Source organism: Sporichthyaceae bacterium, assembly GCA_036493475.1.
In the GTDB taxonomy this organism is placed as follows: domain Bacteria; phylum Actinomycetota; class Actinomycetes; order Sporichthyales; family Sporichthyaceae; genus DASQPJ01.
In genome coordinates, this window is sequence record DASXPS010000120.1 from 1 (window position 1) to 20,369 (window position 20,369).

A 20,369-nucleotide genomic window follows, 5' to 3' on the forward strand; every position below is an offset into this window, starting at 1 on the left:
CAGCGTCATCTCCAACGAGGAGAACGTCTTGCCCGCGGGCCCGTGCGCGTGCGCGGCGGCGAGCACGTCGGGGCGGTGCGCGTGCACGGCGCAGTGGATGGCCACCGCGGCCCCGTTGACGGCCCGGCTGCCCTCGACCACCCGGCCCTCTTCGTTGACCCGCACCAGATCGGAGGAGCGGATCATCGCGAAGTGCATGCCGAACGGGTTCACCCAGAACGTGTCGGGCTCGGCGGGGTCGCGCACCGTGATGTGCCCGGCGACGCCCTCGTCCAGCCCGGCCCGGGAGAACATCCGGAACGCCGCGGCCAGCTTGGCCTTGCGGTGCGCGCGTTCCTCCGAGATGGAGTTGAACGTGGGGGGACTGGGGATGGCGAGCTGGACCCCGTTCACATCGGTCAGTGCCGCGTTGGCCAAGGGCTTGTCGGTGGTGGTCACGTGGTCGCCTCCTCGCTTCGGGTCCTACTACTCCATCCTTACGCGGCACCGCGCCGCTGTCACGCGCGCCCGGTGACCACTGGCGGACCGGGCGCCGGTCGGCCAAAATCTCCCTGTTTTCACAGCTTCCGGATGCATGCCGGCAGCCGTCCGGGGAATTCTCAAGCTGTACGTACCGAGCGGGGTTTGGCCGGGACGCAAACTCCCCTCGTACGGGCCCGCCGCCACCGGACATGGCCAGCGGTGCATCGATGGGTGGGAGCCTCTCCGGGGCTCCCACCCTGCCCGCTCCACCGGCCGCGATACTGCCCATCGTGCTGCAGCTGACCACCGTCGAGGTCAAGCAACTGTGGTGGTTCCTGGACGGCGCGATCATGAGCCCGGAGGCGCGGCATCGGCTCTGGGCCGCGTGGGGGTTCTGCCCCCGGCACACCTGGGCGCACTTCACCTGCGAACTGGAATTACGCGCCCTGCCGCGCGGCACGATCATCCTCTACGAGGACCTGCTCGGCCGGGCCGCGCGGCCCGCCCGCAACTGGGTCGGGCAGCTGCGCACCACCGGTCCGTGCCTGACCTGCGACTACCTCGCCGTCGGCGACGCCACCCGCGACGAGCAGGGCTGGGCCGAGGAGACCGCCGTCGTCAACCGGCACGAGCGGACTCTCACCCTGCTGCAGGAATGCCAGGTGCACTGGGAGCCGCGCACCTGCCCGGCGTGCCTCGGCGGGGCCGGCATGATCTGCCGCCCGCACCTGCTCGAGGACGGCGGGAAGCCCACCGATCGCGACGCCATCCTCGCCACGCTGAACGACCTGCGCCGCCGCGTCGAGGGCACCGGCGCTGCGATTTCCTGGCCCCGCCGCACCGTGCTGCCCCGCGAATGGGCCGCCGTGGTGGAGACCCTCGGCTGGTTCGCGGGTTGGGACGGGCTGCGCGCGATCCTGCCGGCCCGGCATTGACGGCTTACCCGGCGGCGCGGGCGCGGTAGAGGTCGCGCAACAGGGCGATCTCGGCCCCGTGGTGCAGGGCCTCGCGGTTGATGTGCAGGACGAGTTCGGCCATCGGGTGCTCGGCCCACGGGCCCTCCGCCGCCCCGCACGGCCGGGCCAGACCGTCGAGGCCCAGGCCCCGCACGCCGGCCGTCCAGGCGTCGTAGGCCGCGTCGAGTTGCGCCAGCGCCTGCGCCGCGCTGCCCGCGTAGGCGAAGGTGTTGTAATCGCACGGCGGCGCGCCGAAGTGATTCGCCGCCCGCATCCCGAACACGCCGACGATCAGGTGCGCGAGCCGCCACCCGATGGTCGTCACCGGCGCCGGGTCGGGCTCGGGAAACGCGAAGTCGACCCGGTACCGACCGGAGCCGGCGGTGACCGGCGCTGCCGAGCTGCCCTCGGGCCGGATCCCCCAGGCGTCGGGTGCCGGCTCCCAGAAGTACTCCTCGTCGGTGAGCCCGTGCATCCGCCGGCGCACGTGTTGCACCCACCACCAGCTCAATTGCTCGTCGAGCAACCGCGACCAGTCCATGGACGTTCCGGTCAGTTCCACGTCCAAACCCCTCGCACTCATCGAACGCACGTTCGATCCCATGCTAGTCTCGCCGTATGGCGGCGCTCACCCCGTACCGGCTGGTGAACGGCCGCCGGGTGTGGCGTCCGGAGGGCCAACCCGCCCGGCCGCCCGCGCCCGCGCTGCAGGCGTCCCTGCTCGACGTCGCCGAGGACGTCGGCTTCGGCCCCCTCGGCGACATCGTGCAGCGCCGGCAGCTGAGCAACGGCGCCTGGATCGACCTGCGCCGCGGCTGGGTCACCGGCTCCGCGCTGCTCTTCGAGCGCCTGCGCGACAACGCGCACTGGCAGTCCGAACGACGCCAGATGTACGACCGGGTCGTCGACGTGCCCCGGCTGAGCTGCTACCTGCGCGGCGACGTGCCCTGGCCCGACCCGTTCCTCTACGACCTCAAGGCCGCGCTCGACGCGCACTACGCCGCCGCTCTCGGCGAGCCGTTCCTGACCTGCGGCATGGCCTACTACCGCGACGGCCGCGACTCCGTCGCCTGGCACGGCGACACCATCGGCCGGTCCAGCACCGAGGACACCATCATCGCCATCGTCTCGGTCGGCGCGGCGCGGTCGTTCCTGCTGCGCCCCCGCGGCGGCGGCCCGTCGATCAAGCTCGACGTCGGGCACGGCGACCTGCTCGTCATGGGCGGCTCGGCGCAACGCACCTGGGAACACCGCGTGCCCAAGACCGCGAAAGACGTCGGCCCGCGGATCAGCATCCAGTACCGCTGCCGCGACGTCGCGTGAATCAGCCGGCCTGACGCTCCGTCAGCGGGAGCCGCACGACGAACCGGGTGTCACCCGGCACGGACTGCACGCTCAGATCGCCGCCGTGGCGCTCCACCACGATCCGGTAGGAGATGTCCAACCCGAGCCCGGTGCCCTGCCCGACCGGTTTGGTGGTGAAGAACGGCTGGAAGATCTTCAGTTGCAGCTCTTCCGGGACGCCCGGGCCGGTGTCACAGATCTCCACCCGCGCGCAGTTGTCCTCCCGCAGGGTCCGGATCGTCAGCGTGCCCGAACCGTCCATTGCCTGGATCGCGTTGTCGATGAGGTTGGTCCAGACCTGGTTGAGCTCGGCCGGGTAGGCCGGGACCGGCGGCAGGCTGCGATCGAACTCTTTGACGATCGTCAGGCCCTCGGCCTTCCCGGTCAGCAGCATCAGCGTGCTTTTCAGCCCGAGGTGGATGTCCACCGGCTCATACGGCGTGCGGTCCATGTGTGAGTACTGCTTGGCCGCGCCGATCAGCGTGGAGATCCGGGTCACCGAGTCGGTGATCTCGGTGAGCAGGGTTTCGGTCTCCAGCGTCGAGGCCAGCCAACGCAGCGCGCTTTCCAACAGTCCGGGCGGGGCGCCCGCGGCGATCTTGTCCAGGCACTCGTCCGTGGTGCCGCCCGCGGCGAACACCGGCGCGAGTTCCCACCCGCCGGCCACGCTGTGGCGATCCATCCAGTCCGAGATTTCGTCCTCGCGTTCGGAGGCCTCCAACGCACTGAGATCCGGCGCCTTGGCCGCGGTGAGCACCGCCTCTTCCTGGATGTCCACCAGCAGGCGCAGCAGGTCCCGGTCGAGGTCGTCGTCGGCCAACTTGGCCAGCTTGTGCCGCATCGCGCCGACCCGTTCCCGCAGCCCGGCCACCGCCCGCACCGCCGCAGCCGCCGGGTTGTTCAACTCGTGGGTGAGGCCCGCGGTGAGCGCGCCCAGCGCCAGCAGTTGCTCGCGCCGGCCGACTGTCTCCTGCGAGTTCCGCAGCCCGACGAACATGCCGTCGAGCAGGTGCACCGCCATCGGGAACCAGGTCTTCATCAGCGTCACCAGGTGCTCGGCGCGCAGCACGAACAGCCGCGAGTCGGTGAGCACCCGCGCGGAGATCGTGTATCGCTGCGTCGTCTCGTCCTGGACGAACGCCCGCATCGCGCCGGCGTAGGACCCGATGCGCTCGCTCCGGTTGGTCTCCACCTCGTCCCGGCCGACCCGCTGGGTCAGCTGGATCGAGCCGGACAGCAGCATCACCAGCACCTCGGCCGGGTCCCCCTCGCGCAGCACGACGGTCCCGGCGGGCGCCTCACTGACCCAGCCGCGTTCGCTGACCCAGGCGAGCTGTTCGGCGTTGAGGCCCTCGAACAGGAACAACTCGCGCACCTGTTCCGGCGTGAGCCGGACGCCGGTGTCGGTCATCACGTCAGACGCGTTCATGAGCTGGCCAGGAATCGGTGTGCCAGGGTGACGGCCATCGCGCCCTCGCCGACGGCCGAGGCCACCCGCTTCACCGACTCGCTGCGCACGTCGCCGGCCACGAATACCCCCGGCATGCTCGACTCCAGTAACCACGGGTCGCGCTCCAACACCCAGCCCGCCGGGCGCCGGCCGTCCACCATCAGGTCGGGGCCGGTGAGGATGAAACCGTGGCGGTCGCGGGCCACCATGCCGTCCAGCCAGTCGGTGCGGGGTTGGGCGCCGATGAACACGAAGCAGTGGCTCGCCTCGACCAACTCGGTGGTTCCGGTCGGGGTGTGCCGCAGGGTGAGCGCCTCCAGGTGCTCCTCGCCGTGCGCCTGGTCGACGACCGTGCAGCAACGGACGGAGACGTTTTCGATCGCGTCGAGTTGCTCGATCAGGTAGTGCGACATGCTCGCCTGCAGGCCCGTGCCGCGGATGAGGAGGGTCACGCTCTTCGCGGTGCCGGCGAGGTAGACCGCGGCCTGCCCCGCGGAGTTCGCGCCGCCGACGATGTAGACGTCCTGGTCCGCGCAGTTGGGCGCCTCGGTGGCCGAGGACCCGTAGTACACCCCGCGCCCGGTCAGGTCCTTGGCGCCCGGGCAGTCCAGTTCGCGGTAGTACACGCCGGTCGCCACGATCACGGTGTGCGCGCCCACCTCGGCGCCGTCACCCAGGCAGACCGACAGCGCGGAACCGCGCACCTTCAGCCCGGCGACATCGCGTGCGGTGAGGATCTCGGTGCCGAATTTGACCGCCTGCCGCCGCGCGCGATCGGCCAGTTGCCCACCTGACACACCGTCAGGAAAGCCCAGGTAATTCTCGATGCGAGAGGACTGCCCGGCCTGTCCACCCGTGGCCTTCTTCTCGATCAGCAACGTGCGCAGGCCCTCGGAGGATCCGTAGACCGCCGAGCCCAGGCCCGCGGGCCCACCGCCGATGACCACCAGGTCGTAGAACTCCTCGACCGGGGTCGTGGACAGGCCGACCGCCGCGGCCAGCTCCGGGAACGTCGGTTCGATCAGCGCGACGCCCTCCGGGGTCACCACGACCGGCAGGTGGTCGGGGTCGGCGCCGGCCGCGTCCAACAGCCGCACGCCCTCGGCGGAGTCCGCGGTGAACCAGCGGTAGGGCACCGCATTGCGGGCCAGGAACTCCCGCGCGCTGTAGGACGGCGCCGACCAGCGGTGCCCGACCACCTTCACCTCGGTGGTCGCGGCGTCCGGCTCACGCGCGTAGGACTCGAGCATGGCGTCCAGCACCGGGTAGAGCTTCTCCTCCGGCGGGTCCCACGGCTTGAGCAGGTAGTGGTCGACGTCGACGACGTTGATCGCCGCGATCGCGGCGTCGGTATCGGCGTAGGCGGTCAGCAGCGCCCGCCGCGCCCTCGGGAACAGGTCCATCGCGGCCTCGAGGAACTCGATGCCGCTCATCTCCGGCATCCGGTAGTCCGCCAGCAGCACTGCGACCCGGCCGCCGCGCAGCTTGATCTCGCGGAGCACCTCGAGGGCGTCGGCACCGGATTCGGCGCGCACGATGCGGTACGCCTCGCCGTACTTGCGGCGCAGGTCGCGGGCGACCGCGCGGGACACCGAGGGGTCGTCGTCGACGGTGAGGATCAGCGGCCGGTCGGCGGGCTCGGTGGTCTCGGGCGTGGTCACGAGGGCCATTCTTACTCGCCGCGGCCGCGCGTGCGTTTCGGGCAGGCGAACGGCCCGCCGGGCGAACCCGGCGGGCCGACGTCCTGACTACTTCGCCAGGTGCGTGGTGGTGTCGACGCGGCCGCTGTTTCCGGCGTTGTCCGCGGCGGTGATCGCCAGGTGGTAGTCGCCGTCCGGGGCGTTGGCGGGCACGGTGATCACGGCCTGCCAGGTGCCGTCGGCGGCGTTGCCGCTGCTCAGCGTGGCGGGCTGGGAGTAGACGGCGCCGTTCGGGCCGTCGAACTCGAACGCCACGTTCTTGACCCCGGAGAAGTCGTCGGTGACCCGGGCGGTCACGGTCAGGGTCAGCGAGCCGTTGTAGTGCACGACGTAGGCCACCTGCCAGGACAACGCGGCCGGTTTGGTCACGTCCCCCGCGTTGGTCTGCGTCACCAGCGGAACGCTGACGGCGTGGTTGCTGTTGCCGGCGACGTCCACCGCGGTGGCGCCCACCGTGTAACTGCCGGCCGGGGCGCCGGCGGGCATAACGATCGTGGCCTGCCAGGTCCCGTCGAGAGCCGTGCCCGCGGTGCGGGTGGCGGGCTGCGAGTAGACGGCACCGTTGGGTCCGTCGAGCTCGAGCTGCACGGTGTTGACCCCGGACAGGTTGTCGGTGACCCGCGCGCTCACCGTCTCGGACTTGGGGCCGGTCGAGGTGTCGACGTTGGCCGCCGAGACGCTCCAGGCCGCGACGACCGGCTTGGTCACGTCGCCGACAGGGCCCGGGGTCGGGGTCGGGGCCGCGTCGCAGGACACTGGCTTCTTATTGGCAGCGCAGGTGTTGTGGCCGGCACCGCCGTCCAGCTTGTCCGACCCGCTACCGCCGATGAGGGTGTCGTTGCCCGCGCCGCCGATGAGGGTGTCGTTGCCGCTGCCGCCGTCGATGACGTCGTTGCCGCCGCGACCGTCGATGGTGTCGTTGCCGCCCAGTCCGCAGATGACGTCGTTGCCCGACGTGCCGCGCAGGTGGTCGGCGTGCTTGGTGCCGACGATCGTGCAGCGCACCCCGGTCGAGGTCTTCTGCGTGGCCGCGGAGGCCGAGGACATCGGGAGCTGTGCCACCAGCGCGGACACGGTCACCAGGCCGAAGACAGCGACAACCCGACGAACCGAACCTGTGTGCTTGCTGGACATTCATCCCCCTGCGTATCGAACTGCGTAAAGCCGACACCGGTTCGACGTTCGGCGGGGGAGCCGGCGACTCGTACTTTCGGACAACACAACTGGCCGAAGGTGCCATGACCCGGGGCGTGGTCATGTGCCTCTTGTCCGGTGTTCACCTGGTGGTCGCCGTCGGCTGAAAGCGTCCCCGGTATCGCCTGCCGACAGGGGAGCACGCCCATGCACAACGTCTCGTTCTTGGTGATCATGGTCGTGGTCACCGCGCTGGCCTTCGACTTCACCAACGGCTTCCACGACACGGCCAATGCCATGGCCACCTCGATCGCCACCGGGGCGCTCAAGCCCAAGGTGGCGGTGAGCATTTCCGCGGTGCTGAACCTGGTCGGGGCGCTGCTGTCCACCGCGGTGGCCAAAACCGTCTCCGGGGGCCTGGTCGACGACAAGAAGGTCTCCGCGGCGATGATCTTCGGTGGCCTGGTCGGGGCGATTCTGTGGAATCTGCTGACCTGGTTGGCGGGTCTGCCATCCAGCTCCTCGCACGCGCTGTTCGGCGGCCTGATCGGCGCGGTCTGGGTGGGCGCCGGCGCCGACGCGGTGCACTGGGACCGGCTGATCGACAAAATCCTGGTGCCCGCCGTCGCCTCGCCGATCGTCGCCGGCGTCGCGGCCCTGGTGGCCACCTACATCGCCTACCGGGCGATCAACGCCAACAAGAAGGTCGACGTCGAGCCGGTCTACCGTCGCGGGCAGGTCCTGTCCGCCTCGATGGTTTCCCTGGCGCACGGCACCAACGACGCGCAGAAGACCATGGGCATCATCACCCTGACGCTGATCGCGTCCGGATCGCTGGCACCGGGCTCCGGCCCGCCGCTGTGGGTCATCCTCTGCGCGGGTTCGGCCATCGCCCTGGGCACCTACCTGGGCGGTTGGCGGATCATCCGGACCATGGGTAAGGGCATCACCGACGTACACAGCCCGATGGGCTTCGCCGCGGAGACCGCGTCCACCGCGGTGATCCTGGCCTCCTCGCACCTGGGCTTCGCGCTGTCCACCACGCACGTCTGCTCCGGCGGCATCATGGGCGCCGGCGCCGGCCGCAAGCTCGCCGATGTGCGCTGGTCGGTGGCCCGTCGCATGGCCATGGCCTGGATCGTCACCCTGCCCTCGGCGGCCGTCGTGGGCGCGGTGGCGGCGGAGTTCGCCACCCGCGGCTGGTTCGGCGTAGTGGTCATCGCGGTGGCGCTGATCGGTGCTGCCGGGGCGATCTTCCTGATGTCGCGCAAGAACGCGGTCAGTTCCGACAACGTCAACGAGAGCCACGAGGTCAAGCTGCGCAGCGAGCCCGAGCCGCAGCGGCGCGAGCCGGCGCTGGCCGGGGTCTGAGGAGGAAGGAACATGCCGAGTATCAAGTGGGCGAGCCTGTGGCAGGTCGCCGAGGTCAGCTTCGCGGCCACCGTCAGCATCGTGGTGCTGTTCACCCTCGCCGCGTTCACCAACGTCCTGGCACTGCAGGAGGGACCGGGCATCAGGCGCGGCACTCATCAGCTGACCGCCGCGCTGTGCTACTCGGCGATCATCTGCTCGGTCGCCTACGGCATCTATTTGATCGTGCCGCAGTTCCACAAGTGACACCCAGAACCAGCTGAATCCCGGCAGCGGCCCAGCGCACCCGGGCTGATCCACTACAGTCCGGGTCATGCTCGACACCGGGTGGGTATTTGGACTTGTCGGCGCCGGGGGCTTTGCGCGAGAGGTAATGCCATTCGCCATCCAGGCGCTGGCCGCCCGGGCGAACGACAACGTCGATAATCGCGTCTTCTTCGTGGAAACCGAGCCCCATCATGACGCGATCAACGGGATCAAGTGCATCTCGGAAGCCGAATTCTTCCAACTGGACTGCGATCGTCGACTGTTCAACATCGCCGTGGCGGACTCACAGATCAGGCAACGCCTCTCGCAGGAATGGCTGGCCCGAGGTGCCGTACCGGAGTCGTTGGTTTCTCCCACCGCCACGGTGCTGGCGGGCAACAGCATCGGTGCTGGGGCCCTTCTGTGCGGTTATTCAGCCGTAACTTCCAACGCCCGGATCGGCGACTTCTTCCACGGAAACATCTACTCGTACGTCGCTCACGACTGCGTCATCGGGGACTTCGTAACATTTGCACCGCAGGTTGCGTGCAATGGGAACATCCATATTGGCGACCACGCCTATGTCGGCACGGGTGCCGTCATAAAGCAGGGGACTCCCGATCACCCGCTGCTCATCGGTGAGGGTGCAGTTATCGGGATGGGTGCCGTCGTGACGAAGGACGTGGAGGCCCACACGACCGTCGTTGGGAATCCCGCTCGCCCAAGGTGATAGCGGCCCGGGTCCTCAGCGCACGCAGGTGGGCTTGCTGCCGCCGGGTGCCGACCAACCGCCGGTGCTGAGCTGTTCGAAGAACAAGCAGCCGCCGCTGACCGCATGGGACTGGTTCGGGGTGAAGGTGATCGGCGCGGCCAGGCCACCGAGGGTCTCGTGCTTGATCATGCCGAGGCCCTTGAGCACCAGTGTGGTGGTGATGGGGCCGGAACGCGCCTCGGCGGCGACGTGCTCGATCGCGGCGCGTAGCAGCTCACCGGCGGTCCACGCCATGACTGAGGCACCGTCAGGTGGGGTCTCGGGGGAGTATGTGGCCAGCGCGGCCCGGTAGGCCTTGAGCCCGGGGGTGTCGTTGAGGAGCCACGGGGCCTCACCGGACACCGTCACCACCCCGAAAGAGCGCAGCACCGTGTCCGCCGACTGCGCCGGACTGAGCAGGCCGCCGCCGGTGGCGATCAACGGCCGGAAACCGATGGCCTGGCAGGACCGCACCAGCCGGGTGATCGACGCCCCGTCCATCGCCGCACCGAGCAGGTCCACCTTCGCGTTGCGGGCGTTCGCACACTGCGCGGTGAAGTCGGGTTGGGTGATGGACACCGGTGCGTCGTAGACCAGCTGTGCGCCACCGGCCGCGGCGAACTGCTTGCCCTTCTTCGCCAGGACGGTGCACGGCGCCGCCTCCACGCAGTACAGCAACCCGAGCCGCTTCATGCCGCGGTCCACGCCGTTGCGGATCAGGCCGATCGCCTGGTCGTCGATCGACGCACTGTCCGGGAAGAACCAGGGGCTGGCGTAGAAGTCGTCGGTGACCGCGGACCCGCCGATCACCGGGACCTTGTCGGCCTCCACCGCGGGCCGGAACCCGGCGATGGACAACGGCAGCAGCGTGCCGACGAAGGCCACGACGTGATGCTGGTGCACCATGTCGTGCTCCTCCGACGCCGCCCGACCCGGATCCCCGCCGTCGTCGGCGGCGAACACCTGCACCGGGTGGCAGGCCAACCCGCCGCGGGTGTTGAGGTCACGGACCCAGACCGCGAGCGCCGAGCGGGCGGGACCGGTGATGGCCCCGGCGACCCCGGAGAACGTGCCGACCTGGCCGATGTTCACCGGGTCCAGCGGGTGATCGCAGGATTCGCCCGGTGCCGCCGCCGCTTGGCCGGCGGCGGTCTTCTTGGTGTTCGCCGCGGCCGGCGCCGGCGCGTTCTTGCGGGCGGGGCCGACCACGACGGTGGACGTCGATCCGGGTGCGGCCGGCGCGGCGACCTGTGGGGTCCCCGCCACCGGCGCGGGCGCTGGCGGGGCGGCGGCTGACTTGAGTTCGTCGATCGAGTCCTGTGCCAGGTGCACGGTCTGCCCGTCCACGCCGGCGAGCACCGCGTCGTGGCTCATCCGGGTCCCGCACGCGGCGAGCAGGCTCAGACAGGCGAGGCCGGCGATGACCCGGACGCGTGGGTGCACCGCATAGTTGTATGGGATAAAAGCGCTGCGACCAAATGGTGCTCAGCGCAGTGCCGCGGCCAGTTCCTCGTGCAGGTGGGTCAGCGCGCTCTCGTAGCGGGCGAACACCACGTCGTCGCTGCGCCCGGTCAGGCCGTGCTGGACGCCCTCGGCCATGGCCCGGTCCTCGCGCAGGCCGGCCTCCACGAACGCGATGTCCCGGTGCGCGGACTCCGGCACGGAGCCGTCCGGCGCCGCGGTGGCCAGCTTGTAGATCTCCAGCCGGCCGTGCCCGACGTCGATCGGCTCGATCGCGATCACCGCGGTGTGCGAGGTGAGCCGGACGATCACCGCGTTGGGGAACACGTGGTCCAGTTGGGTGATCATGCCGTCGATGCTCCAGCTGTCCCGCGGGCGCTCGCGCAACGTCTCGATCCGGCGGAACGGGAACGTGATGCGGTTGTGCGGTCCGCTCTGCTCCAGCACGGTGAGGTTGTCGTAGCCGAACGGCAGGAACGTGGTGGGGTGGGTGGCCCGGATGTGGTAGCCCTCCAGGAAGCCCTCGGCGAGCACCTTCCAGTTGCAGGCCACGGTCATCGACACGTGCTCGACGAGAATCTGATTGGGGATCAGACCGGGCAGGGTGGCCACCGATTCGAAGTCGTCGGCGTCCTGGTTCACCCAGATCACCCCCGCGCGCTCCTGACAGGCGACGGGGATCAACCCGCGGGTGGCGGGATCCAGGCCGGGAAAGCCGTCGGCGTGCGGGATGTGCGACAGCGATCCGTTGAGCGCGTAGACCCAGCCGTGGAACGGGCAGACCAGCGCCCGCGCGCAGCCGGAGCCCTCGACCACCGGGGTGCCGCGGTGTCGGCAGGAGTTGCGGTAGGCGCGCACCCGGCCGTCGTTGTCGCGGACCGCGACGATCGGCACGCCGGCCGCGTCGCGGGCGTGGTAACTGCCGGGCTGGGGGAGCGACACCGAGGGGCAGAACGGGACCGGCCGGCGGCGCAACAGGGCGATCTCACGGCCGAGCCGGTCGGGTTCCACGTAGTGCTCGATGGGAACCCGACCGGTCCGTGGGCCTTCGTCGGTGGTGCCGGCCGCGCTGTGCGCCAGCAGCCGTTCGATGACCTGGACATCGTCCAGGTAGCAGGACGGTGGGGCGGCGACGGCGGTCACAAATCCGACGTTACTCCCCAGTAGGGGTGGCTGTCACTAGCTTTGCGGCTCGTCCGCGGGGCCGTCGGCGAGGATCAGGTAGAGCTCGCGGCGGGCGCGTTCCAGCACGGCGCGGGCGGCCTCGATCTGGGCCTTGCTGCCGGTGCGCGCGATGGTGCGGCTGGCCATGGCCAGCGCCTCGAAGATCTCCCGGCCGGAGACCCGACCTGATTCGGTCATCGCCTCGAACGGGTCGGTGGGTGCGGTGTCCGGGTCGGCCAGCAGGGCGCGGCCGGACTCGGTGAGCGTGGCGAGCTTGCGACCGCCCGCGCTCTCGGTGCTGACCAGGCCCTCGTCCTCGAGCAGGGCCAGGGTGGGGTAGATCGCGCCGGGGCTGACCTTCCACGCCCCGTTGGTGCGCTCGGCGATCGCCTGCATCAGCTGGTATCCGTGCATCGGCTCCTCGCCGAGCAGGATCAGGACCGCGGCGCGGACGTCCCCGCGCTGCGCGCGGCCGCGTGGCCCGCCGCGGTGGTGATGTCCCCGGCGACCGGGGCGCGGCTCACGTTCCGGGCCCGCGCCGGGACCCTCCCAACGCTGGCGTCCGGGCTGAAACTCCTCGTGCCGGTGGTGCCGGTGGTGGTGCTCGTGCATATGACTCCTTGGTGTCCGAGCGCCCATTGCGCTCGATGCACTCACGATATATCGCGATGCACTCTTTGGCAACTGGCTGCCGGACAGTTTTCCGAACACCGACGCCCCTACGCTGACCGTGCGCACAGAACCGGGAGGTGGCCGCATGCCGGTCGCGGTGTCATACGAGATGGCCGGCCCCAACGACGGGCCGACGGTGGTGTTGGCCCACTCGGTGGGCTCCACCCGGGCCATGTGGGAACCGCAGGTCCCGGTACTGGCCGACGCCGGCTTTCGGGTGATCTCCTACGACGCCCGCGGCCACGGGAAGTCCCCGGTGCCCAACGGCCCGTACGCCATGGATGACCTCGCCGAGGACCTGACCGCGCTCCTGGACACCACCGGCACTGAGCGCGCGCACATCATCGGGCTGTCCATGGGCGGGATGACCGCGATGGCCCTGACGGCCCGTCACCCCGAGCGGGTGGCCAGCCTCGCGCTGCTGTGCACCTCGGCATTCCTGCAGCCCGCGCAGTTCTGGCTGGACCGGGCCGCGACCGCGCGGTCCGCGGGCACGGCGGCGATGGCCAAAGTGGTGGTGGCCCGCTGGTTCACCGCTGAGACGTGTAGCGCAGAGCCCGAGCTGGTCGCCGAGGCCGTCGCCATGGTCGCGTCCACCCCGGACGAGGGCTACGCCGCGTGCTGTGAGGCCATCGCCGCGATGGACCTGCGCGCCGGGCTGCCCGCCGTCGCGGTGCCCACCCTCGCGCTGGCGGGTGCCGAGGACCCGGCCACCCCGCCGGAACACCTGGCATACATCGCCGATCACGTCCCCGGCGCGCTGCTGGCGGTGATCCCGGATGCGGCGCACCTGGCCAACCTGGAGCGCCCGGAGCAGGTGAACACCGCGTTGCTCGCCCATCTCGAACTCGCCCGCCGATGACCGCCACCGTGCCCGGCCGTACCCGGTTCTGCCCCGACGCGGACGCGGCCGTCGCGGACGTCGCCGACGGCGCCACGGTGCTGATCGGTGGCTTCGGTACCGCCGGGCAGCCGGTGGCGTTGATCGACGCACTGCGCCGGCAGGGTGCCCGCGATCTCATTGTGGTCAGCAACAACGCCGGGAACGCCGACGTCGGGCTGGCCGCCCTGCTCGCCGCCGGTCAGGTGCGCCGGGTGATCTGCTCCTATCCGCGGCAGTCCGACTCCTGGGTCTTCGACAAGCTCTACCGGGACGGGCAGATCGAGCTCGAGCTGGTCCCGCAGGGCACGCTGGCCGAGCGCATGCGCTGCGCGGGTGCCGGCCTGGGTGGCTTTTGGTGTCCGACCGGCGCGGGCACGCCGCTGGCCGAGGGCAAAGAGACCCGGCTCATCGACGGGGTGGAGCACGTGTTGGAACTGCCGCTGCGCGGCGACGTCGCCCTCGTGCAGGCCCATCAGGCCGATGAGATGGGCAACCTCGTCTACCGGCGCACCGCCCGCAACTTCAACCCGGTGATGGCCACCGCGGCCACCGCCACCGTGGTGGCGGTCTCCGCGGTGGTGCCGCTGGGCGGGTTGGACCCCGAGGTGATCGTCACGCCGTCGCTGTATGTGGACCGGGTTGTGGTGGTGCCGACATGACGGCCGCTCAGATCGAGACCGTCGAGCATCTCGACCGCGGTCCGCTGTCCCGCGAGGAGATCGCGGCGGGGGTCGCCGCGATCATCCCGACCGGCTCCTACGTCAACCTCGGCATCGGCCTGCCCACCCTGGTGGCCGACCATCTGCGCCCGGAACAGGGCGTGGTGCTGCACACGGAGAACGGCATGTTGGGCATGGGCCGCGCGGCGCTGGACGGGGAGATCGACCCGGACCTGATCAACGCCGGGAAGATCCCGGTGATCGCGGCGCCGGGCGCCAGCTACTTCCACCAGGCCGACTCGTTCGCGATGATGCGCGGCGGGCACCTCGACGTGTGCGTGCTCGGCGCCTTCCAGGTCGCCGTGGACGGTGACCTGGCCAACTGGCACACCGGCGAACCCGACGCCATCCCGGCCGTCGGCGGCGCGATGGACCTGGCCATCGGGGCCAAGCAGGTCATCGTCACCATGCCGCTGTTCGACCGCGCCGGTAGGGCGAAGCTGGTTCTGCGGTGCAGCTATCCGCTGACCGGGGTGCGCTGCGTCGGCCGGGTGCACACCGACCACGCGACCTTCGTGTTAGCCGCTGGCCGGGTGCACGTCGAGGCGACATTCGGCATCACGGTGAACGACCTGACGCAGCGGGTGCCTGTGCTCGGTCATCCCGCGTGGACGTAGCTTCGCCGACGCGATCATTGCGATGTTGTTGTGGTGTGATTGTGGACGTAGAACGAGTAATTGACAAGTAGCGGTTATATCGATGAACTTTGAATATGACGAGGCGTCAGATCGCTGAGCAGAAACGAAGCGACACGCCGCGCAGCATTAATTGATATTTCATATTCGACATGAACCCGCAGGTCAGCGCCGTCTGTTCAGTGCCGAATTGCCTTCGTGAGGACCTATCCTGGAAAGGTCAGGGCAGCACCAATACGGTCATCGTTATGGTGAAACGGTGGCGGCTGAAGGTGAACCGAATGCTGGCTGAAACGCTGGGCGTCGAGGCATATTCGGGGGCTTCGGACCTGAGTTTTGCCCCGCGCAGACCGCTTCCGCCGGACGCTCTGCGCCCCGCCGAGCCCGGCTCCCGGTTGCTGGCGGCTCCGGTATTCGTCCTGTGCTCGGTCCGGTCGGGTTCCACGCTGCTGCGCATGCTGTTGAACGCCCACCCGGCCGTACATGCGCCGCACGAATTGCACCTTGGTGGCTTGCAGGTGCACGCGGCGTCCAAGCGCACGGCTGCGGCGTTCACCGGACTTCGGCTCAACTCGGTGGAACTGGAACATCTGTTGTGGGACCGAGTGCTGCATCGGGAACTGCAACGATCGGGCAAGCAGATCCTGGTGGAGAAGACGCCGAATAACGCCCTGATCTGGCAGCGGTTGGTGGCTTGTTGGCCGGACGCCCGCTTCCTTTTCCTGTTGCGCCACCCGGCCACCGTCACCGCGTCCTGGAAAGACGCGCACTCCGGTCGGCGCAGTCGGGACGAGGTGCTGGCCAAGGTGTTGCGGTCGATGCGGGCGGTGGAGTCGGCGCGGAAAAACCTGTCCGGCGTGACAGTGCGGTACGAGGATCTGACCGCCGAGCCGGCGGCGCAAACCCAACGCGTCTGCTCGTTCCTCGGCATCGACTGGGACCCGGGAATGCTCGAGTATCTCCATGGGGGCGAATCGTTCACCCGTGGTCTCGGCGACTGGCGGGGAAAAATCCGTTCGGGTCGGGTGCAGCCGGCCCGGCCGCTGCCGGCCGAGCCGATCCCACCGGAACTGCTCGAGATCTGTGGGCAATGGGGTTATCTTCCGGGCGTCTGACCGTGTCTGCACTTCGCTTTGCGGGTGGACCGCGCCCCGAGGACAGGGACCGCGCGGCCGAGGAACTCGCGTGGGCGCCCACCGCGTACGGGGAGTTGAGCCTGCGTCGGCAGTCGGGGTCGCACGGGCGCCCCGCTGAGCACGAGATCACGTTGAACAACGTGTGCCTGTCGTCCAGCAAGTTCGCGGTCGGTGGGGTCGAGCTCGTTCGCCGGGCGCTGGCCGAACTCGTCGGAGATCGCTGGGACGTCGCGGTCGGTGGGCTCGGCCTCGGCTTCACTGCTTGCGCTGTGCTGGACGACCGGCGAGTGGCGACACTGCTGGTGGTCGATACGATTCGCGACATCGCGGAGTGGGCGCGCGCGGGCCTGCTCCCGGACGGGCCACGCGTCACCGCCGATCGCCGCACCCGATTGGTCGTCGATGATCTGCTGAATGCTCTCGGGCCGGATCCGGCGCAGCCGGAGTCGCGGGGACCGCGGTTCGACGCAGTCATCATCGACGTCGTTCACCTGTCGAACCCGCCGTTGGGTGTTGGCCACCTCGACTTCTGGACCCCGGAAAGTCTGCGTCCGGTGGCGGACATGCTGCGATCCGGCGGCGTGTTCGCCGTGTGGTCGGACACGCCTCCGGACATCGGCCGTCTGCGGTTGTTGCGGTCCCTGTTCGGCGATGTGGTCGCGCGCCCGTTGGCTTTCGAGGACTCGGTGCAGGGTTTGCTCGGGGTGCACACGATGTACGTCGCGCGCGTCGCCGACCGCTCGAGCGCCACCCCGCCGGCGCGCCGTCACTAGGACACCGGACCACCGGTCGGGGCCCCTGAAGCACGTGAATCGGTGATTGCCTCAGCGTCTCGCGCCGGTCAGCTCAGGCCGGCCAGCAACGCCGCGAACGCGGTCTTGTTGAACAAGGTGTTCTGGTCGATCTCCTTGCCGTCCAGCTTCAGGTCCGGGGTGCCGGTGTTGCCGTCCCGGCTGGCCCGGTCATCGACCTGCTTGGCCCAGCTCGCATAGATCTGGTTGCGCACGGCCTGCACGTAGGCCTGGTCGGTCAGCCCGACCTTGGCGCCGAGTGCCAGCAGGTCGTCGATGGTGTAGCCGCCGGTGCGCTCCTCCGGCTGGTTGGCGTACATCTCCTGACGCAGCGCGTTGAACTTGCCCTCGTCCTGCGCGGCGCCCAACGCGGCCACCGCGCGCACGCTCTCCGGGCCGAGGAAGCTACGCATCCGGTACTCGACCTTCACCTGCCCGGCGGTCACCGCCGCGGTCAGCGCCGGTGCCGAGGTGGTCTCGAACTCCTTGCAGATGGGGCATTGTGGGTCCTCGTAGGCGATCACCGTGTGCGGTGCGGTCGGGTTGCCCACCACGACGCCGCCCGCGGCGGTGACGCCGGTCGGGATGCGGGTGGGCGCACCGGGTGCGGTGGCCGCGGCCACCGAGACGCCGGTGAGCGCGCCGATGACCAGGGCGCCCGCGACGCCGGCCGTGGTGAGGCGCTTGGCCCGGCGGAAGCTTTCCGCGTTGGCCTGCGCGCGCACCTGCGCGGTGCGGGTACGCAGTCCCGTGGGAACCGCGGCCAGCCGCGGGTTGATCGAGGCGCGGGAGTGCCCGATGACCGCGATCAGCACCGCGACGGCGAGCATGCCGAGGTCGCGGGCGATCTCCCCGCCGTAGTGCGGATGCTCGGTGACACCGCCGTTGCCGAAGCAGCCGCACTCGATGCGCAGGCCGCGGGCGTCGGCGCTGATGATGCCGATGGTGAACGCGGTCAGCAGCCCGGCGGCCACGGACGCGGTGAACCGTAGTGCGACGCCGGCCAGCAGCGCGATGGACAGCACGAGTTCGAAGGCGGGCAGGCCGCGGCCGACCGCCGTGGCCAAACCGTTGGGCAGCAGGTCGTAGGCGCGCACCGAGCGCACTGTGGCCTGCGGGTCGGTGATCTTGGCCAGCGCGGCCCAACCGAACACGACGGCGAGGCCGACGCGGCCGAGGGTGGCGGCGATCCCCGCGGCGGGGTGGGCCAACCGTGGCGGTTTGTTCGGTGCCGGTGACGCGGTGGTTCGGTCCAGTGTGGTGGGCATGTGAGTCTCCGTCAGATGTGGTCGGGGCCCGGCCCCGCACGTCGCGGGACTCAGGTGGGAAGCGGCGAGCTGCGCACTCCCAGCGGGGGACCACGACGGGGACGGCGGCGGACCGGCAACAACGAGGGCCGGACACCACGCTCCGGAGCGGGCGGCAGCGCGACGGCAACAGCCGGGGCCGGCAGCGGCGCGGTGATCGCGCGTACCAGCAGGCGCCATGCGGCGGGCACCATGCTCAGCGCCGACTGCAGCAGGGCCAGCGCCGCGGTGAACGCATCCAGCGCGCCGCGGGTGCCGCGCACACCGATGGCCAACGCCAGGCAGGCCACCATTTGCACGGCGAGCAGTCCCCAGCCGGCGTCCGCAGTCAGCCGGCCGAGCAGGCCGCCGGCGGTGCGCCGCGCGGACGGGCAGCACACCAGGCCGCGGGCACCCTCATGCGGTGTCCAGCCGTCGGCCAGCACGGCGACTGCGTGCGTGCCCAGTTGGGCCGCGGCGAACACCGCCGCCAGGGTGCGGATGCGGGTGGCGCGGGCGGCCAGTGGCCACAACACGAGGGTGAGCAGCAGCGTGCCGCCGACGAGAAGGGGCGTCCCCGGTCGGGGCCCGTCGGCGGCCGCTCGCAGTCCGAGATGGGCGAAGAGTGCAGTGATCGCGGTGACCAGGGCCAGGCCACCGCCTGCGGGCAGGGATCGGCGCACGCACGCGGCACGAGCGGACGCCATCCCGGCCATCACACCTCCCCCGCCGCCCCACGGATGCTGTTCACCATCCAGTGTGAGCCTGTGCCGTGGCTTTGACCCCGCCGGCACGCCCATGAGAATTGTCGCCCGCATTCCCCCCTAGGGTTCCCCGTCGTCGCGCATGTCATCCGTTGTGACCATTTTCGCGCCCGGATAGTCCGGGTTTGCCGGGCCGCAACGGATGACATCCGCAACGGGACGCGCCGATTTCCGGCGCGATGCCTCGCGCCGAGCCGTCCGCTGCGCGGACCGATTCTGCGCGTCGACACAATGAGGTCATGACTGCACTGACGTTCGGGGTGTTCATCCCGCAGGGCTGGAAGATGGAACTGGCCGGGTTGCCGACCCCGCAGGAGAAGTGGGCCAAGTCCGTCGAGATCGCGCAGCTGGCCGAGGACCTCGGCTTCGACTCGTTGTGGGTCTACGACCATGTGCACAACGTGCCGAAGCCGGCGGGGGAGGCGGTCTTCGAGGCCTGGACCACGTTGGCCGCGATCTCCCAGCGCACCGAGCGGATCATGCTGGGTCAGATGGTCGGCTGCGCGCCGTACCGCAACCCGGCGCTGCTGGCCAAGATCACCGCGAACATCGACGTGATCTCCGGCGGCCGGTTGATCTGGGGCATCGGCGCGGGCTGGTACCGCAACGAGTTCGCGGGCTACGGCTACGACTTCGCGTCCCCGGCCGACCGCATCCGGGCCATGGCGGAGACCGTGGAGATCGTCACCGGGCTGTGGAAGGAGCCGTCGTTCTCCTACCAGGGCCGCTACTTCACCCTGGACCGCGCGCAGTGCGACCCCAAGCCGTTGCAGGACCGTCCGCAGGTGCTCATCGGCGGCGGCGGTGAGCAGTTGACGCTGCGCGTGGTGGCGCGGTTGGCCGACGCGGCGAACTTCGGCGGCAATCCGGAGCAGTTCGCGCACAAGTGCGAGGTGCTCAAGGGTCACTGCAAGGACCTGGGCCGGGACTACGACACCATCGCCAAGACGTGGGCGCCGGACCTCTACCTCCGCGAGAGCGAGGCAGCGCTGCACGCCGAGAACATCACCTCGCTGTGGGGCGAGGACTTCGAGTCCTGGCAGGCCGGGAACCTGGTCGGCACGGTGGAGCAGGTCACCGAGAAGATCGTCGAGTACGTGCGCCTGGGCTGCACCGGCTTCTACCCCTGGTGCCGGGACTATCCAGAAACCCGGAGCATGACCCTGTTCGCCGAGACGGTCATCCCGGAGGTCAGGCGCTTGGTCGGCTGAGCGTCACGCGCTGACCACCGTCGTGTCAGCCTTGGAGTTGGTGACTATGTGGACCGAGGGTAGGCATGCATGAATCCCGGCCAGAACTTCGCCGAGCTTCGTTGGGTCATCGACGTGCACATCATCGATGACCCCCGGGCGGCGGACCTGCGCCGCATGAATGAGCTTGGCTGGATCTGGCTACAGGTCACGGACACGCTGATCGAGGAGGTCAGCCGGCGCAAAGACCCGAT

The 20,369-nt window shown here is 69.9% G+C and carries 21 protein-coding genes; 11 read left to right on the forward strand and 10 right to left on the reverse strand.

Annotation, left to right across the window (positions count from 1 at the left end):
• A partial coding sequence (locus VGJ14_12680; protein ID HEY2833274.1) for a class II aldolase/adducin family protein occupies nt 1-438 on the reverse strand: 438 nt, incomplete at its 3' end.
• A 251-nt stretch (nt 439-689) separates the two neighbouring features.
• Between VGJ14_12680 and VGJ14_12685 the strand changes: the two genes are divergently transcribed.
• Nucleotides 690-1,397 carry a hypothetical protein gene (locus VGJ14_12685; GenBank protein ID HEY2833275.1) on the forward strand — a complete coding sequence of 236 codons (708 nt, stop codon included), beginning with the start codon at nt 690-692 and terminating at the stop codon, nt 1,395-1,397.
• 4 nt (nt 1,398-1,401) lie between these two features.
• Here the strand turns inward: VGJ14_12685 and VGJ14_12690 are convergent, their stop codons facing one another.
• Entirely contained in the window at nt 1,402-2,001 is a 600-nt protein-coding gene (locus VGJ14_12690; protein ID HEY2833276.1) for a DinB family protein, read from the reverse strand.
• 35 nt (nt 2,002-2,036) lie between these two features.
• On the opposite strand from VGJ14_12690, the gene VGJ14_12695 reads away from it, so the two are divergent.
• The gene (locus tag VGJ14_12695) at nt 2,037-2,741 is read left to right on the forward strand and encodes an alpha-ketoglutarate-dependent dioxygenase AlkB (protein HEY2833277.1); all 705 of its coding nucleotides are present in this window, start codon (nt 2,037-2,039) and stop codon (nt 2,739-2,741) included.
• Nucleotide 2,742: 1 nt separating this feature from the next.
• Here VGJ14_12695 and VGJ14_12700 read toward each other — a convergent pair whose 3' ends face one another.
• The 3 genes from VGJ14_12700 to VGJ14_12710 all read right to left on the reverse strand — a co-directional run bounded on the left by VGJ14_12700 (nt 2,743) and on the right by VGJ14_12710 (nt 7,046).
• Nucleotides 2,743-4,191: an ATP-binding protein gene (locus tag VGJ14_12700; protein ID HEY2833278.1), complete on the reverse strand. Its 1,449-nt coding sequence runs from the start codon at nt 4,189-4,191 to the stop codon at nt 2,743-2,745.
• Nucleotides 4,188-5,873 (reverse strand): FAD-dependent oxidoreductase, encoded by a 1,686-nt coding sequence (locus VGJ14_12705; protein ID HEY2833279.1) that lies wholly within the window; start codon nt 5,871-5,873, stop codon nt 4,188-4,190. The genes VGJ14_12700 and VGJ14_12705 overlap by 4 nt, the downstream gene beginning before the upstream one ends.
• 87 nt (nt 5,874-5,960) lie before the next feature.
• Nucleotides 5,961-7,046 (reverse strand): DUF4625 domain-containing protein, encoded by a 1,086-nt coding sequence (locus VGJ14_12710; protein HEY2833280.1) that lies wholly within the window; start codon nt 7,044-7,046, stop codon nt 5,961-5,963.
• Nucleotides 7,047-7,253: 207 nt separating this feature from the next.
• Between VGJ14_12710 and VGJ14_12715 the strand changes: the two genes are divergently transcribed.
• The 3 genes from VGJ14_12715 (at nt 7,254) to VGJ14_12725 (ending at nt 9,393) form a co-directional block, all read left to right on the forward strand.
• Nucleotides 7,254-8,417 carry an anion permease gene (locus VGJ14_12715; GenBank protein ID HEY2833281.1) on the forward strand — a complete coding sequence of 388 codons (1,164 nt, stop codon included), beginning with the start codon at nt 7,254-7,256 and terminating at the stop codon, nt 8,415-8,417.
• 12 nt (nt 8,418-8,429) lie between these two features.
• Entirely contained in the window at nt 8,430-8,663 is a 234-nt protein-coding gene (locus VGJ14_12720) for a hypothetical protein (protein ID HEY2833282.1), read from the forward strand.
• 67 nt (nt 8,664-8,730) lie between these two features.
• Nucleotides 8,731-9,393 carry an acetyltransferase gene (locus VGJ14_12725; GenBank protein ID HEY2833283.1) on the forward strand — a complete coding sequence of 221 codons (663 nt, stop codon included), beginning with the start codon at nt 8,731-8,733 and terminating at the stop codon, nt 9,391-9,393.
• Nucleotides 9,394-9,408: 15 nt separating this feature from the next.
• Here the strand turns inward: VGJ14_12725 and VGJ14_12730 are convergent, their stop codons facing one another.
• From VGJ14_12730 to VGJ14_12740, 3 genes are read right to left on the reverse strand one after another with little or no spacing between them, the layout of a single operon-like run.
• Nucleotides 9,409-10,857 (reverse strand): ABC transporter substrate-binding protein, encoded by a 1,449-nt coding sequence (locus VGJ14_12730; GenBank protein HEY2833284.1) that lies wholly within the window; start codon nt 10,855-10,857, stop codon nt 9,409-9,411.
• Between the two features lie 42 nt (nt 10,858-10,899).
• Complete coding sequence (locus VGJ14_12735; protein HEY2833285.1) at nt 10,900-12,018, reverse strand: aromatic ring-hydroxylating dioxygenase subunit alpha; 1,119 nt, start codon at nt 12,016-12,018, stop codon at nt 10,900-10,902.
• A gap of 36 nt (nt 12,019-12,054) precedes the next feature.
• Entirely contained in the window at nt 12,055-12,651 is a 597-nt protein-coding gene (locus tag VGJ14_12740; protein HEY2833286.1) for a PadR family transcriptional regulator, read from the reverse strand.
• A 145-nt stretch (nt 12,652-12,796) separates the two neighbouring features.
• Here VGJ14_12740 and pcaD point away from each other — a divergent pair, with 145 nt between their 5' ends.
• The 5 genes from pcaD (at nt 12,797) to VGJ14_12765 (ending at nt 16,857) form a co-directional block, all read left to right on the forward strand.
• Nucleotides 12,797-13,573: a 3-oxoadipate enol-lactonase gene (pcaD, locus tag VGJ14_12745; protein ID HEY2833287.1), complete on the forward strand. Its 777-nt coding sequence runs from the start codon at nt 12,797-12,799 to the stop codon at nt 13,571-13,573.
• The gene (locus tag VGJ14_12750) at nt 13,570-14,253 is read left to right on the forward strand and encodes a 3-oxoacid CoA-transferase subunit A (protein HEY2833288.1); all 684 of its coding nucleotides are present in this window, start codon (nt 13,570-13,572) and stop codon (nt 14,251-14,253) included. The genes pcaD and VGJ14_12750 overlap by 4 nt, the downstream gene beginning before the upstream one ends.
• Complete coding sequence (locus tag VGJ14_12755) at nt 14,250-14,930, forward strand: CoA-transferase (protein ID HEY2833289.1); 681 nt, start codon at nt 14,250-14,252, stop codon at nt 14,928-14,930. Before VGJ14_12750 ends, VGJ14_12755 begins: the two co-directional genes overlap by 4 nt.
• A gap of 299 nt (nt 14,931-15,229) precedes the next feature.
• A complete protein-coding gene (locus VGJ14_12760) occupies nt 15,230-16,063 on the forward strand; it encodes a sulfotransferase (GenBank protein ID HEY2833290.1) in 834 nt (277 codons plus the stop codon).
• A gap of 2 nt (nt 16,064-16,065) precedes the next feature.
• Entirely contained in the window at nt 16,066-16,857 is a 792-nt protein-coding gene (locus tag VGJ14_12765) for a hypothetical protein (protein HEY2833291.1), read from the forward strand.
• A 68-nt stretch (nt 16,858-16,925) separates the two neighbouring features.
• Here VGJ14_12765 and VGJ14_12770 read toward each other — a convergent pair whose 3' ends face one another.
• Together VGJ14_12770 and VGJ14_12775 are read right to left on the reverse strand one after the other, a co-directional pair.
• Complete coding sequence (locus VGJ14_12770) at nt 16,926-18,143, reverse strand: MauE/DoxX family redox-associated membrane protein (GenBank protein HEY2833292.1); 1,218 nt, start codon at nt 18,141-18,143, stop codon at nt 16,926-16,928.
• A gap of 50 nt (nt 18,144-18,193) precedes the next feature.
• Nucleotides 18,194-18,877, reverse strand: a complete 684-nt coding sequence (locus VGJ14_12775; protein HEY2833293.1) for a hypothetical protein — start codon at nt 18,875-18,877, stop codon at nt 18,194-18,196.
• Between the two features lie 287 nt (nt 18,878-19,164).
• Between VGJ14_12775 and VGJ14_12780 the strand changes: the two genes are divergently transcribed.
• The gene (locus tag VGJ14_12780) at nt 19,165-20,136 is read left to right on the forward strand and encodes a TIGR03560 family F420-dependent LLM class oxidoreductase (protein HEY2833294.1); all 972 of its coding nucleotides are present in this window, start codon (nt 19,165-19,167) and stop codon (nt 20,134-20,136) included.
• Nucleotides 20,137-20,369: the final 233 nt, after the last annotated feature.

Excerpts from the sequence above, each read along its gene's own strand:
- VGJ14_12760 (HEY2833290.1), top strand. The coding sequence starts at position 15,230 with ATGCTGGCTGAAACGCTGGGCGTCGAGGCATATTCGGGGGCTTCGGAC.
- VGJ14_12780 (HEY2833294.1), top strand. The coding sequence starts at position 19,165 with ATGACTGCACTGACGTTCGGGGTGTTCATCCCGCAGGGCTGGAAGATG.
- VGJ14_12775 (HEY2833293.1), bottom strand. The coding sequence starts at position 18,877 with ATGGCCGGGATGGCGTCCGCTCGTGCCGCGTGCGTGCGCCGATCCCTG.
- VGJ14_12750 (HEY2833288.1), top strand. The coding sequence starts at position 13,570 with ATGACCGCCACCGTGCCCGGCCGTACCCGGTTCTGCCCCGACGCGGAC.
- VGJ14_12725 (HEY2833283.1), top strand. The coding sequence starts at position 8,731 with ATGCTCGACACCGGGTGGGTATTTGGACTTGTCGGCGCCGGGGGCTTT.
- VGJ14_12700 (HEY2833278.1), bottom strand. The coding sequence starts at position 4,191 with ATGAACGCGTCTGACGTGATGACCGACACCGGCGTCCGGCTCACGCCG.
- VGJ14_12710 (HEY2833280.1), bottom strand. The coding sequence starts at position 7,046 with ATGTCCAGCAAGCACACAGGTTCGGTTCGTCGGGTTGTCGCTGTCTTC.
- VGJ14_12755 (HEY2833289.1), top strand. The coding sequence starts at position 14,250 with ATGACGGCCGCTCAGATCGAGACCGTCGAGCATCTCGACCGCGGTCCG.
- VGJ14_12720 (HEY2833282.1), top strand. The coding sequence starts at position 8,430 with ATGCCGAGTATCAAGTGGGCGAGCCTGTGGCAGGTCGCCGAGGTCAGC.
- VGJ14_12685 (HEY2833275.1), top strand. The coding sequence starts at position 690 with ATGGGTGGGAGCCTCTCCGGGGCTCCCACCCTGCCCGCTCCACCGGCC.
- VGJ14_12715 (HEY2833281.1), top strand. The coding sequence starts at position 7,254 with ATGCACAACGTCTCGTTCTTGGTGATCATGGTCGTGGTCACCGCGCTG.
- pcaD (HEY2833287.1), top strand. The coding sequence starts at position 12,797 with ATGCCGGTCGCGGTGTCATACGAGATGGCCGGCCCCAACGACGGGCCG.
- VGJ14_12740 (HEY2833286.1), bottom strand. The coding sequence starts at position 12,651 with ATGCACGAGCACCACCACCGGCACCACCGGCACGAGGAGTTTCAGCCC.
- VGJ14_12690 (HEY2833276.1), bottom strand. The coding sequence starts at position 2,001 with ATGAGTGCGAGGGGTTTGGACGTGGAACTGACCGGAACGTCCATGGAC.
- VGJ14_12695 (HEY2833277.1), top strand. The coding sequence starts at position 2,037 with ATGGCGGCGCTCACCCCGTACCGGCTGGTGAACGGCCGCCGGGTGTGG.
- VGJ14_12770 (HEY2833292.1), bottom strand. The coding sequence starts at position 18,143 with ATGCCCACCACACTGGACCGAACCACCGCGTCACCGGCACCGAACAAA.